This is a genomic window from Oribacterium sp. KHPX15 (assembly GCF_900107835.1).
GTDB lineage: Bacteria > Bacillota > Clostridia > Lachnospirales > Lachnospiraceae > Oribacterium.
Genome location: NZ_FNRG01000045.1, coordinates 1 through 13,580 on the forward strand (window position 1 = coordinate 1; position 13,580 = coordinate 13,580).

Sequence of the window (13,580 nt, forward strand, 5' to 3'; positions counted from 1 at the left end):
GCACTTTATTATCTTTTATGGAGATTGGTATTCCACGGTTTATCTGCTTAGCTCTGATGCAGGGCAGTTCCCCGTATTTTGAAAAATGAAGCATCTCTCCGTTTCCATAAAGACATTTTTCTATACCATGCCATACATCCTCGGCTTTTGTGAGAGCAAATACTGCATCTATGCCGTATTTCTTGCCGATAGGTATCATGGAAGTCCTGCAAAAATCCCAGGTTACATTATAGGCTTTCTGCATATCATTAAGTTGTTTAGCTAGAGATTTACGATGTTCCTTATTCTCGGTATTTCCGTATAGATTGAGAAGTTTACGGTATTTCTTTGTGCGCATAAGCTGGTCATGATTCTTTCTCATAAGGCCAACAAGTTCGTTACCTGCTTTACGGACCTTATCAGAAAGAGCAACAACCTTTTGTACATCAGAATAAGACATATCGGTCTCTGCGACTAAAATATGTCTGTCAGAAAGTTTATGATATTGTTTCAGAAGCTTATTGTATTCTTCATAAGTCATGGTTTTTCTGTTCCTTGATGTATTTGATTACTGTTGCTTAATGGTTTGATACATACAGTTTTTTCTTTTGTGAGACACGGATCATTCTCGTATGTATATGATAGCATAAAAGGTGTCATATTTATAGTGGCACATCAAAAAATACACTTCTAAAGGTGAAGCCATTCATCCCACGACCAAAAGGTCATGGGTTTTCTGGCTGATTACTTATAACACCTACGAGAAGGACAAGCGAAAAACATTACCGCAGGCTTGAGGAATATGCACCCAAAAGCGGAGCCGTAAGGGTACTGAGGTTGACCGAAAAGCAGTATGATGGCATATATTTGCTGGTTGGAGAAGACGATTATCAGGAAAAAACCGTAGGAAAGAACTGCCATATAATGTTATAATGTTTTCAAGGAATATAATCTTGTAACCGGCAGAATCAATATATTGTATTTCGGATTTTATCTGGTACAGGATGTACTACAAATACGAGGGTCAATTTTTCGACCATCGTTCAACTTCAGGGGGATTCGAACCCTGGGCCTGCTCTGTCAGCACAACCGTGGAGTGCAGCTTGGGCAGTCACATTATCTTCTGATATTTGCATTGCGATATGCCAATACTGTATCATTTATATAGAGTGTAGTTGGCAGAATAAGAAAGGAAGTGTGCCATCATGAAAAAATATCTGTTTCCTCTCCTCCTGATACCCATGATGATGCTTGCACCGGCGGTTTCAGCCTTTGCGGAAACCGGCCAGGTCTCAAACGGAATGTACACTTTTGAAGACCGGAACGGCAACATCATTACGGTGCCAGTGGAAGCCTTCGCTGCAGAAGTCATCAATTTTGCGCCCGGCTATCCCTGGACCACCGATCCGGATAATATAGATCCGCAGATCACCCTGGGCCTACCCGACTCCAGCGACGGAAGTAACAGCACGGGCGACCTCTGCCTCGGCTATGGGGGTTCCTTGGTTCTCCGTCTCGGTATGGAAGCTTACGATGGCTATGGCAATGACATCTATATTTTTGAGGTTGGAGGCAATATTGAGGATACTAAGGTCGAAGTCAGCAGCGACCTCCAGACCTGGTACGAGATCGGCATCGCAAAGGGAAGAACCGACGGGCTGGATTTTGCGGGCAAGGTTCCTGAAAACATGGGTTTCCAGTATGTGCGGGTTACTGACTACGGCGCATTCGACGGAGGAGACTGGCCTGGAGCAGACATTGACGCTGTCTGCGGTCTGAATGTAAGACCCGTGACATCCTCTTCCAGTGACACCACAGGAAATAGCACTGGCAACAACGACAATAACAAGACGTACACTTTTGAAGACCGGAACGGAAAAATCTTCACTGTACCTTTAGGCGCTTTTGCGGACAGGGTAATGGGTTTTGAACACGGCGATCCCTGGACCAGCGATTCGGACAACCAGGATCCGAATCTTGTTCTTGGTCTGCCCGATTCCAGCAATGCATCAAACTCCACGGGCGACCTCTGCCTCGGCGATCGCGGCCGTCTTATCGTCCGTCTAGGAGTTCCCTTCTTTGATGGCCCTGGCAATGATGTATATATTTTTGAAGTCGGGCCGGACGTCGAACAGACGAAAGTTTACGTCAGTAGTGATCTCGAGAACTGGTATTTTATTGGCATGGCTGAAGGGCGTACGGCGGGTCTGGATCTCGCCGGAGAAGTTCCGGAAGGCATGACCTTCTATTACGTCGGCCTGATTGACGGCGATGAGAAGTCTTCCGGCAGCTATCCCGGCGCTGACATCGATGCTGTTTGTGCGCTGAATACAAGATAATAGCTGATTTGCTCATGGATAATTTTTATATCACGACAATTTTCTTTTAGCCTTAGTAATACTATGATGTGAGTGTCAAATACAACATTCAGCCAAATTCGTGTACAATATCTAGTTTGTAGATTTGTTTCTCAAAGCAATATATTGTAGATAAAGTGAAGCCTCACACGACTAAAGTCGCGTGCTTCCAAATATGTAAGCAAATAAGAGAAAGATGGCGATGCCATTGTTCTCTTATTTTTTTACATAACCCCTCTTTAGGAGGGTGGACTGCGTTTCTACCATTAAGCCATAACTCAGATACTTATGCCGCTAAGGACATAAGCTCCGCATTGAGGTTAATTAATGTAGATAACGTGCTGGTGCTTCTCTTACTGCATTGAGGAACTTTTGCCTCAATAAGTAACCTTGAATTCACATCCAAGGATTTTAATATCTCGCGTATAAAATATCTTGCTCCTATATTGTAGGATGCAGATAAATCGCAGTTGTACGTTTTGCCGTTCTGGAACTTACAGAGTTCATATGTGTTAAAGCCGCCATCCCTGCCACGGAGCACATATCCACTGCCGTCATATGCCAGTTTTGATGTTCCCCATGCATTGACAATGCTTATATGCATTCCAAGCCTGTGGGCTTTATTTGTGACGATGGACTGTACTTCCTGACTACGCCATAACTTGAGTCTCTGCTTTTTTGAACCACGTGCCTTGCCTTTCCTATCCAGATGCTCGAACACTACTGCATCTGCATTGTAGAGTACGGCGGTCTCTATAATAAAGTTTGCAGTTTTAGTGGCTATGTCACGGTTTATACCTTTGGCTTTAGCCCAAAGCCGTGGCATTTTGCGATTGCCGTGTTGCTGTGCCTTCTTGATACGGTTTATGCTGTGTCTCAGATGGTCTGTTTCTCTTTTGAGACTACAGAAATGTCTCCCTAGAATAGTGCCATCCGGACGCATAACAGAAACCGTAGCGGCTGTATTAATGCCAAGGTCTACGGCAACAAAGGTCTGATCATGTACCGAAGTATTTGATAGTTTTACCTTTTCCTCAAACGGAAAATCCAGGAACCATTCCTTGCCTCGCTTTTGGAGTGTAGGGGCACACTGTTTACGTTCATTGCAACGTCTGCAAATATAATCCATATCGGACTTTTTAAGCTCAATGTTTATCCAGTCCCATGTATTACGGATATATACCTTTATCTTGGCAGTATACTTTCCCGTCTGGTCATACATCACAGTACGGTACATTGCCGGATAAATAAAACCTGCTTTAGGGTATGACGGTCTGCTACCAACAGGATTTTTCATCCAGTTAGAAAGGTTACCCATATAAGATGATACTTTACCGATAGCTTCGTTAATGGCACTCCGGCGCATATAGCTGGGCATCTTATAGAACTTCATATCAAAGTCCGGATATCTTGGAGATGGATTATCTTTTGTCGAATGGCATAAACGCTCTACGAACTGTTGACGTAAAAGGCTACCATCTATTAGGGATAGGATTTTCCACTCATTGAGGCAGACTGTTATGAGATAGTCCACAGCATGTCTATACACACTTATAGTATTTTTGAATATACTGTTGTAATGTTTGATCTTTACGCTGTAAGTGGAATAGATCTTCATACTGTGAGCCTCCTTTCTAAAGACACGGATTATTCCTGTATGTATATGATAGCACATTATGTGTCATATTTATAGTGGCACTTTAATATTTTACATTTCTAAAGGTGATGCCATTCATCCCACGACCTAAAGACATGGGTTTTCTGGCTGAATAATTAAAAAAGCCGCCTTACTCACGACTAAAATCACGAGTGTGCGGCGGCTAATCATCAAAAAAACAGCCTGACTGTTTTAAAGACTTATGGTTTCAGAACATCTCCGGATGTTCCTCATTAAAGCTATAGTATTTCTTATTTCCTATCACAAGATGGTCCAAAACCTGTATGCCTAGTAGTTTACCGGATGCTATCAAAGATTCAGTTACTTCGAAATCATATTTCGACGGTTCAGGATCTCCTGACGGGTGATTATGCGCTAATATGATTCCTTTGGCATTCGACAGTATTGCTGCTTTAAATACATCAGCATTCCTACAAGGTGCCGAATCAATAGACCCTATCGCAACCACTGTATAGTTTATGACTTTCAGCTTATTGTCGAGATTAAGCGCCCATATATTTTCCCTGTCTAGTTTTGCCATTTCACTCATTAATAGCTTTGCTACATCCTTGGATCCCTTGATTGCTTTAGAGCTGTACAAAGGCAGCCCTTCTCGGAGTTGTATTCTTGCTTCCTTAATTTCGTACATATTATTTCCTTTCGTATGCTTATTAAGCTTTTCCTTTTAAAAAAAATCTCACCTGCCAAATGCAGATGAGATTTTGACTTGTGGTTACGCGTAAGGATTAACTAGCAAGTTTTATAGTTTTTTCGTTAATGTCAACGAAGAACACGTTGTTGCTGAGTCTGTCTTCTGGTGCGACCTCTGTTTTGTTGATTTCCCGTACCATTTCGGCCATAAAACCTACGTCCTGTACCATTTTTGTCGCAGGTGCAAGGAGAACCTCATGGGTACTACTCGGAAGAAGGTAACAATTACTGCCAATCTTTTCCCTTACATCATCGAAAAACTTAGGATATGCGATTACCGCAGCTCCGTAAATCTTCTTAACGTTTGTAGCAACCCACAGCGGACACTCATCAACCTCCGGAGTATATCCCAGGATTTCCTTGAACTCATCCATTATCGAATGAAGCACGAAGGGCCTTATATCCTGAGAGCTTTTAAGAGCATCTTCGCGAATCTGTTCGGCATTTTTGCCCCACATCTTCAAAAGATTATCCTTAACTGTTATTGTAGCTTCGCCTGAGTCAGTGAAGTCATCTACCATGATTCTGTAATACTCCACAAGATCACCGGCTACTTTATGGTATGGGGTATTCTCAAGATTGTTCGTCTCTGAAGAACATATGCAGATTACAAGCTTATTTCTTACATACTCGTAATCCTGTATCCATTCAGCGTTATAACTAGCCGGAACATTCTCGATACCTTTTCTTACCATATCAATGACTGCCTGTATATTTCCTTCTTTTTCAATCTGCGGCTTTATTCGGTTCCAGTACAATGTAGCCCCAATGTTTTTGTCCTTGGGTTTCACTGTAATAATCTGTCCTGGCTTGTTAATAGCCTCTGATGAATTAATGCTAACCTCACAGTGGGGAAATTCCTTCTTAAGTGAGTCAACAACTGTTTCAATAGTAAAATTAGCCATTTTAGGCTCCTTTCCGGTGTCTTTACACCTTTCGTATGCTCATTTTCGAGCTTTTTCTTCATAAGTCTTTTCTCAATGATGACTTACTATCTTTGTTACAAACTAATTATGGAAAGGGATTTTTCTGATAACCTTCAATTTGAGCACAAAAAAAGCTGCGAAATGATTTTTTTCGCAGCTTTCATAATAATTTTTTAGACTTATAACAAATATACGGTAATTTAAAATACTATTATTCATTAAAGAAACGTCATTCACAATCTTCTCCAGGATATTTGTTATGCTCAACGCTAAAATGAAGAAGTTAACGAGACTTTTGACCATTTTTTTACCTTAAAAGGTCTCGTTAACCTCTTCAATTGCCGTGATGTAGGTCTACCCATATAATAGATATATGGATAGATCAAAAAACGAATTGGGAATAAAAAACAAAATAAAAAAATTGTTAGTGATAACCTTCCTTCATTTGCTTCAAGATATTTCAAAGCAAATATGGAAACTAAATCACCTCAGTCACTGTATGGATATGCTTTGGATCTGACATCTTTCTTTGAGTATTTAAAATACCGTGAGCCAGATTCATTTGACGTAGCCAGGATGACTCTTTTAGACCTTAATGAGCTTACTTCTTCGATCATTGAAGATTATCTCGATTACAGTAGAGAATACACTGATAAGGGTCAAATAAAGGTCAGGTCTGATGCGGCCATAAAGCGCAGATTCTTTGCGCTCTCCTCTTTTCTTGATTATTACTACAAGAAGGATATGATAGACCGGAATCCTGCATCAAAAGTGACTCCGCCAAGAGTAGATATAAATAGACCGGTTCCTATTACTACAACAGTAAACACAAACCGGAACATTATTGATTTCATATCCAATGGAACACTTGAAGGCCGACGGGCTGCTTTTCAGGAAAAAACTTGCCTTCGTGATGCTGCTATTTTCACATTGATTGCAAGTACCGGGATTAAGGTTTCTGAACTGGTAAACATGAACATAGAGGATGTTAACCTTGATGAGCATTATATATCCATAAATGGCCGCAGAAATTAAAAAAGGCTCATTTATATATCTGATCTTACTGCTGTCACTATCAGCTGCTATCTTGCAACCAGACTTGAAATCTAGCCGGTCCATGGACATGAAGAAGCATTGTTCCTCAGTCTCCGGGCACAAAGAATAACTGTGCGTGCTGTAGAATACATGATCAAGAAATACTCCAATGCAGTTTTAGATGGAGATGAACATCTGACTCCTGAATTCCTTCATCAGTCATTCCGCAACAGTCTTTTCAGCCAGTCCACAAATTCACCGTTTGCGCCTGATATATGCGGATTGTCCAGAAAGACTATCATGCAGTACTACCGCCCTTATGTTTACGATTATGAAAGTCGTAAGGGTCAGGAATTCCAGTGAATATAAATATATCTTTATAATCTCAGAAGTATAACTAATAAAGGATGCGGTGTTTGATCCGCATCCTTTTTTGAGTCTCCAAACTTGTGTGGGTAACTTCAGATCAGGTATCCATGAGCACCGTGAACCTCAACCCCATCAAAACCGGCAGCCTTTGCCCGCAATGCGGCATCCACAAAAGCCTTCTCCAGATCACGAATCTCGTTAACGCTCATTTCACGCGGTGTTTCAGGCATAGTCGGGTCTTTGATTGCTGATGGCGCGATTGGCTGTTCACCGGTGATCTGACTGGACGTTTCTCTTCCGGCATGATAGATCTGCGCAATGGTCTTTGCACCTGCCTTGTGAATTCTATCCGTAAACACTCTCCAAGGTTCTACCTGTCTGTCTTCCCAAAGGCCAGCCAGTGTTTTCGATGCCCCCGCAGTCCTTGTTACGGCAAAATCCTCTGTAATGATGATCCCATATCCGCCCTTTGCCTTGTGTTCATGATAAGCCATGAATTTTTCTGTCGGTGTTCCGTCTTCATTACAGTAATTCGTAACCATCGCAGAGACTACCATACGGTTTTTAAACTCTGTCTTGTTGATCGTGATCGGTTCAAAGATTCTCGTCAGTTTCATAATGCCCTCCTTCAAATAGCTTATTAACAACCTGTACCGTCGATATTACAGGCAACGGGCGTATTGTATCCATCATTGAGGATCCCGCCCTTTTCCTTAATGATATTCAGATTTTCCTCTAAATCATTGAGGGTAATTGCACTTCCTTTTAAGTCATAATTCTTCCCATTTATTTCAAGAAACAGCGTCGGGAAGGATGTGACTCCTATTTTTCTTGCCTCATAAAAGTCCGGATGGTACTTGCCCTCTTCAGAAATACGGATGAACTCCTCTGCAATCTTGTCTACAGGAAGGTCATAGGATTTGGCAATTGATTTGATCGTCTCCACGTCAGAAAGTGATTTGCCATCCAAATAGAATGCTTCATGCATCTTTGACGCAAGATTAACATGTTCTCCTTTAGGTAAGAAGCTCCTGAGAACTCCAAATCCTATTGCGGCACCATTCGAGTCAGGAACCATACTTCCCGTCTCTAACAGGTTCAGATATGGCTTGCCGAATTCCACTCCAAACATATCCGCAATTCTTTTATTCGTATCACTCATATACGGAAATGCCGAAAGCGAATGTCCGTCCATAAATAATCCACCTGATAACGCCGTTACTTCCAATTCCGGATGTGCTTCAATAAACGGTTTAAGAATTGTCTCAAACCCATAGCACCATCCACAATAGCTGTCAAAAATATAATACACCTTCATCTAAATACCGCCTTTCTAATTTTTGTCCTGGTCACAGGCTTCTCATGCTGTCTCTTCGCATCCGCAATCGCTCTTCTCCCTGTTCGTCTGCACCCTGTTTGAGCATCGCCAGTATCTTATCTTTCTCTTCCGGAAGGTATCCGTATACCGGCATCATGTTGGAGACATTCGTTGCATCCAGCAGTGTGTGGATGTCAAGCGTCTTCACAAAGGTATATAGTTCCTGTATCTTTTCTGTCTCTGTAGCTTCTACAAACTCACCACTTCTCACTTCTTCCATAAGCGGCGTATCAGGGAAGATGGAGAGTCCGGAAGCCAGCACCCTGACAGGCGACAGGTGGTTTAACACTTCCGCCGTTTTTATTGCATGCCCCATACCATAATCATGACCTCCCAGCCCGTATAAGAAGATGACGGAATAATGCATTCCCGCCTCATCCATCTTGGAGAGCTGCTCCACGATATCACTTCCATGATATCCTTTGTTCATCTTGTCAAGAACCGCATCATCACCTGACTCTATTCCGAATACGATCATGTCATATCCCATTTCTTTCAGTAACTTAAGCTGCTCCACAGACTTGTTCTTTACGCTGTCAACCCGACCATATCCGCCGACAGAAACACCCCAGGGCAGGTATTCTTTAATCAAGTCCATGATTCTTTTAAGCCTGTCATAGCTCAGCAGGAACGGATCTGCGCCTTGCAGAAAAATCCGCTTTACCTTCCATCCGGAATCCCGGATCTCCTGAAGATCCTCCCGTATCTCACTCTCCGGAGATACGGAGAAAGGTGCTTCCTTGTAAAAAGTGCAAAAGCGGCACTTATTATGCGAACAACCCGACGTTACTTGTAAAAAACAGGAACCAGCCTCATAAGGCGGTCTGACGATTCCACATGAAAAATGCATACGAATTCCTCCTCATTTCTATATATCCTTATATCTCGCTTTGTCGATATGTAATGGGTTAAATTAAACAGGATCTTCATCCCGTCTAATCTATGCACAACTTAAATTTCGTGACCGAAGTAGTCTGCCAGCGCAGAGAGGGTCTCTTCATTCCGTCTGTAATATGTCCACTTTCCGTGCCTTTCGGAATGAAGCAATCCCACTTTTTGCAGCATATCTAGGTAATGAGATACGGTTGACTGTGATATCCCGGCTTTGTCGCGGATGCTTCCAACACACACACCGCCTTTCAGATCCACCACATCATCAAAATGTCCTCCCTGCGGTGGAAAGTTTTTCTCCGGTTCCTTCAACCACTCAATTATGCTGAGTCGTGTTTCATTTGATAGTGCTTTAAAAATTTCAATCTTATCCATGTTTAACATCATATCTAATATTCGCGATATGTCAATGCTTATATGCAAAAAAACGGTTGATAGAGAAATATATTTACTCTATCAACCACCCTCTTACACTCTCTTGCAGAAGTCAATGCTCAGCCAGCCTATCCCGCTTTTCAGCTTTCCCCACATGGATGCACCCGCTCCTTCTGATACCGCTACTATGGTATAAACGCCCGGAAGACAGAACTGGGCACGGCTGTGATTAACTCCAGGACCCGTCCGTATATTCAAATCAGAAATACTGACCTTCACCAGGAACGGCACCTTCACCGCAGGTTCCGCTGCCTTCGGCTCATATATCACCTTACCATCCACATCGAACACCTTGTATCCAGGATTCTGATCCGCGCACTTCTTCGCATTGTCCAGAATCTTATAGGCTCCCTTCTTGCTCTTGGCATCCGCCCATGTCTTCCTGACACGGTACCAGCGGATCGCCTCACCGCCGGAATCCTTCGCATCATACTGAGTCAGGTTCCATGACACTTATTCCTCCATTCAAATAAAATTGGTGAAAACCTTCTCCTCATCGGTCTTTGATTTTTCAGGCTATATATATTTACCGGTTATACTAGCCTTACAGTTTTTTACATCATCGGGAGTCCCACTTGCAACTATCATTCCTCCATCATCACCGCCTTCAGGTCCCATATCGATTATGTAGTCAGCACTTCTTATCACATCAAGATCATGCTCTATGACAATAACCGTGGCACCGTGCACAATCAGTGTTTCAAACACATTCAGAAGGGTTTCTACATCTTTGGGATGAAGGCCGATTGTAGGCTCATCAAATACAAACACCGAGTCATCCTGCGCTCTTCCCATCTCAGAAGCAAGCTTAAGGCGCTGCGCTTCTCCTCCGGAAAGGCCCGGTGTTTCTTCGCCTAATGTCAGATATCCAAGTCCAAGATCATGGAGTGTTTCAAGCTTTGGCTTTACTGTCTTCATATCCTTGCAAAACTCCAGTGCAGTATTCACATCCATATCCATCAGCTCAGGTAGCGATTTTTCTGCACCAGATTTGTTTTTATAACGGATTCTCTTTGCTGGCTTTGAATATCTGGAGCCGCGGCATTCAGGACACGGGATATCAACGTCAGGCAAAAACTGAACATCAAGAGAAATCTCCCCGGTTCCGTCACAGATCTGACACCTTAAGGATCCTGTATTGTATGAAAAGTCGCCGGCCTTATACCCGTACTCCTTTGCATCCTTAGTTCTTGCATATATCTTTCTCAGCTCATCATGCACATTTGCATATGTTGCCACCGTAGATCTCACATTTATCCCAATAGGAGTTGCATCTATCAATTTTACATGCTTTATCCCGTCTGCCTCGATCTTTTTTACATGCTCAGGAAGTATCTTGTCATTACATAGATGTTCAAGCGCAGGTATTAGGCTTTCCAAAAGCATTGTCGTCTTACCGGAGCCGGAAACTCCTGTTATAACGGTCAGTCTTTTTCTTGGTACTTTTACAGAAAGTGGCTTGACAGTATGGATGCGTTCAGTTTCCATGCTGATCATTCCGTCTAAGAATATATCTTTGTTTTTCACCTTTTTCTTAGCATAACCACTATCTGACAGATATCTTCCAATGATGGAAACATCATTATTTTCAATATCTTTTATCGAACCTTCTGCTATAACATTTCCACCCTTAGCTCCCGCTTCAGGGCCCATTTCGATAATCCAGTCAGACTCTTTAAGTATCTGTGTGTCATGATCAACTAAGAGCACGGAATTACCATCTTTTACCAGATCATGCATTACGCCATTCAGTCCAACAATATTTGCCGGATGAAGGCCTATAGATGGCTCATCAAGGACATAGAGAACCCCTGTAGTCCTGTTCCTTACTGCCCTTGCCAGTTGCATTCTCTGCCTTTCCCCTGTTGAAAGAGTTGACGATGCCCTGTCAAGCGTCAGGTATGAAAGTCCCAGGTCCATTAGTCTTGCTGCCACCTCAAGATAGGACTCACATATGTTTTTAGCCATTGGCTGCATTTCCTTTGGAAGAGAAGAAGGCACTTTTTTTACCCACTCAATGGACTGCTTAAGCGTCATCTTACAGGCATCTGCAAGCGAGATTCCCATGAGGCGCGGAGCTCTGGCCTCTTCGGAAAGTCTTGTCCCTCCGCATTCAGGACAGATATCCTCCTTGAGAAATTTCTCAACTCTTTTCATCCCCTTCTCATCTTTAACCTTACTAAGGGCGTTTAAAACAGTAGCTGTGGCACTGTAATAGGTAAAATCCATTTCCCCGGCAGTGTTATTCTCAGCCTTCTTTGGCTTGTAAAAGATATGTTTCTTTTCCATCGGGCCGTCATAAACAATCTCTTTTTCCTTGTCAGTCAGATCCTTAAACGGCACATCAGTCCTGACTCCCATAGCCCTGCATACATCGGTCATAAGCGACCACATCAGAGAATTCCATGGAGCAACGGCTCCCTCATCAATAGTAAGGTTCTCGTCCGGAATCAGGGTACTTCGGTCAACCGTTCTGACTGTTCCCGTGCCGCCACAACACTTGCAGGCTCCCTGGGAATTAAAGGCAAGTTCCTCAGCGCCAGGGCCATAGAAATGCTCCCCACACTCAGGACAGGTCATCTCCATCATGGTCGCAACGCTAAAACCGGGTTTTACATAATGGCCATTTGGGCATCTGTGGGATGAAAGCCTTGAAAACATCAGACGCATACTGTTGAGCAGCTCTGTACCCGTACCAAAAGTCGATCTGATTCCCGGAACTCCGGGTCTTTGATGAAGAGCCAGGGCGGCAGGAACATATAGCACTTCATCCACATCTGCCCGAGTAGCCTGTGTCATGCGCCTTCTTGTATATGTTGAAAGGGATTCCAGATATCTTCTTGACCCTTCTGCATAAATAACTCCAAGAGCAAGAGATGATTTTCCGGAACCGGAAACGCCAGCGATTCCCGTAATACCATGAAGTGGTATATCCACATCTATATTCTTTAAGTTATGAACTCTTGCACCTCTTACCTGTATCTTTTTTGGCTGTTCATTTTCATTCATTATATTTAGCTCCATCTTTAAACTTCTTTTTCCTGACTGTTCCCACGGGCAAGCCTGTGGGGTACTGATTACCAAGCCTAGCTTGCAATCGTACATCATTTTCAGACTTTGGAGTTACAAGTGTAAATCTGTTTAACTGACTGCTCCCACGGGCAAGCCCATGGGGTTCTGATTACCAAGTGTAGCCTGTAATCGTACATCATTTTCAGACTTTGGAGTTACAGGTGTAAATCTATTTGAATCAGGACTTTCATTACCAAGCAGTCCAACGACCACATTAGCGGTAAATTTCTGTCTTGTGACAAGGACGTACAGTCAATCGCCCTGTATTGAATTGTTTTAAGCTACTTTAATTCCACTGTTTAGTACTTTTATCTTATTAGCCTTGATCCATGCGATCAGGGCTTTTTCTTTTGTGTAACACTTGTCAAAAGCCGCAATACATTTGTCTTTGTCTACATCTTTAGTTTTGTGATCGTAACAATATAGTAAAAATGATGAGTACCAGTCTCTTTGTACCAATGTCCCATCTCGGAGCTTATAAAGCCTATCAGACAACTTCTTTTTGATATAATCATCAGCAGTGTGGTCATACTGGCTTGCTCTATAATTACTAGGCACTTCTATATATGTACCACCTGAAACCTTGAATTTATTTTTCACTGTAGTCTGAAATCCGCCCGGACATCTGCTCTTTATGGACTTGCCAAAGCGCTTTTTCCTATTTAATCTGCCCTTGGCGTTTTTAGTTGTTTTCTTTACCCGCAGCATCAATTTACTTGCATTTTTAGGCTCTGTTATGAATGTATCGCCAAGACTTCTCAAATGATTAG

General features: G+C 42.6%; 12 protein-coding genes and 2 pseudogenes. 3 read left to right on the top strand and 11 right to left on the bottom strand.

Translation table 11 applies throughout. The features are described 5' to 3' along the window. Positions 1-520: pseudogene (locus BLV86_RS16015) on the bottom strand (hypothetical protein); the annotation flags it as partial. A 664-nt stretch (positions 521-1,184) separates the two neighbouring features. Here BLV86_RS16015 and BLV86_RS16025 point away from each other — a divergent pair. Then, entirely contained in the window at positions 1,185-2,318 is a 1,134-nt protein-coding gene (locus tag BLV86_RS16025; RefSeq protein WP_090819528.1) for a hypothetical protein, read from the top strand. A 304-nt stretch (positions 2,319-2,622) separates the two neighbouring features. On the opposite strand, the gene BLV86_RS16030 is transcribed toward BLV86_RS16025, so the two are convergent. The 3 genes from BLV86_RS16030 to BLV86_RS16040 all read right to left on the bottom strand — a co-directional run bounded on the left by BLV86_RS16030 (position 2,623) and on the right by BLV86_RS16040 (position 5,609). Further along, a complete protein-coding gene (locus tag BLV86_RS16030; protein WP_090819532.1) occupies positions 2,623-3,954 on the bottom strand; it encodes an IS200/IS605 family accessory protein TnpB-related protein in 1,332 nt (443 codons plus the stop codon). A gap of 247 nt (positions 3,955-4,201) precedes the next feature. After that, entirely contained in the window at positions 4,202-4,642 is a 441-nt protein-coding gene (locus BLV86_RS16035) for a JAB domain-containing protein (protein ID WP_090819535.1), read from the bottom strand. 97 nt (positions 4,643-4,739) lie between these two features. Further along, positions 4,740-5,609 carry a DUF5688 family protein gene (locus BLV86_RS16040; RefSeq protein ID WP_031551498.1) on the bottom strand — a complete coding sequence of 290 codons (870 nt, stop codon included), beginning with the start codon at positions 5,607-5,609 and terminating at the stop codon, positions 4,740-4,742. Between the two features lie 492 nt (positions 5,610-6,101). Between BLV86_RS16040 and BLV86_RS16050 the strand changes: the two genes are divergently transcribed. Further along, positions 6,102-6,665, top strand: coding sequence for a tyrosine-type recombinase/integrase (locus BLV86_RS16050; protein ID WP_090819541.1), 564 nt, complete (start codon positions 6,102-6,104; stop codon positions 6,663-6,665). Positions 6,666-6,797: 132 nt separating this feature from the next. Further along, complete coding sequence (locus tag BLV86_RS16055) at positions 6,798-7,028, top strand: hypothetical protein (RefSeq protein WP_139297952.1); 231 nt, start codon at positions 6,798-6,800, stop codon at positions 7,026-7,028. A gap of 98 nt (positions 7,029-7,126) precedes the next feature. On the opposite strand, the gene BLV86_RS16060 is transcribed toward BLV86_RS16055, so the two are convergent. From BLV86_RS16060 to BLV86_RS16090, 7 genes and pseudogenes are all read right to left on the bottom strand, one after another. Further along, entirely contained in the window at positions 7,127-7,651 is a 525-nt protein-coding gene (locus tag BLV86_RS16060) for an oxidoreductase (protein ID WP_090819547.1), read from the bottom strand. A 23-nt stretch (positions 7,652-7,674) separates the two neighbouring features. Beyond that, complete coding sequence (locus BLV86_RS16065) at positions 7,675-8,352, bottom strand: DsbA family protein (protein ID WP_090819551.1); 678 nt, start codon at positions 8,350-8,352, stop codon at positions 7,675-7,677. Between the two features lie 31 nt (positions 8,353-8,383). After that, positions 8,384-9,262: a B12-binding domain-containing radical SAM protein gene (locus tag BLV86_RS16070; protein ID WP_090819554.1), complete on the bottom strand. Its 879-nt coding sequence runs from the start codon at positions 9,260-9,262 to the stop codon at positions 8,384-8,386. A gap of 101 nt (positions 9,263-9,363) precedes the next feature. Next, positions 9,364-9,678 (bottom strand): ArsR/SmtB family transcription factor, encoded by a 315-nt coding sequence (locus BLV86_RS16075; RefSeq protein WP_090819557.1) that lies wholly within the window; start codon positions 9,676-9,678, stop codon positions 9,364-9,366. A gap of 93 nt (positions 9,679-9,771) precedes the next feature. Next, complete coding sequence (locus BLV86_RS16080) at positions 9,772-10,191, bottom strand: hypothetical protein (RefSeq protein WP_090819560.1); 420 nt, start codon at positions 10,189-10,191, stop codon at positions 9,772-9,774. A 63-nt stretch (positions 10,192-10,254) separates the two neighbouring features. Next, positions 10,255-12,747: an excinuclease ABC subunit UvrA gene (locus tag BLV86_RS16085; RefSeq protein ID WP_330386254.1), complete on the bottom strand. Its 2,493-nt coding sequence runs from the start codon at positions 12,745-12,747 to the stop codon at positions 10,255-10,257. A 339-nt stretch (positions 12,748-13,086) separates the two neighbouring features. Beyond that, positions 13,087-13,580 (bottom strand): annotated as a pseudogene (locus BLV86_RS16090) (hypothetical protein); the annotation flags it as partial.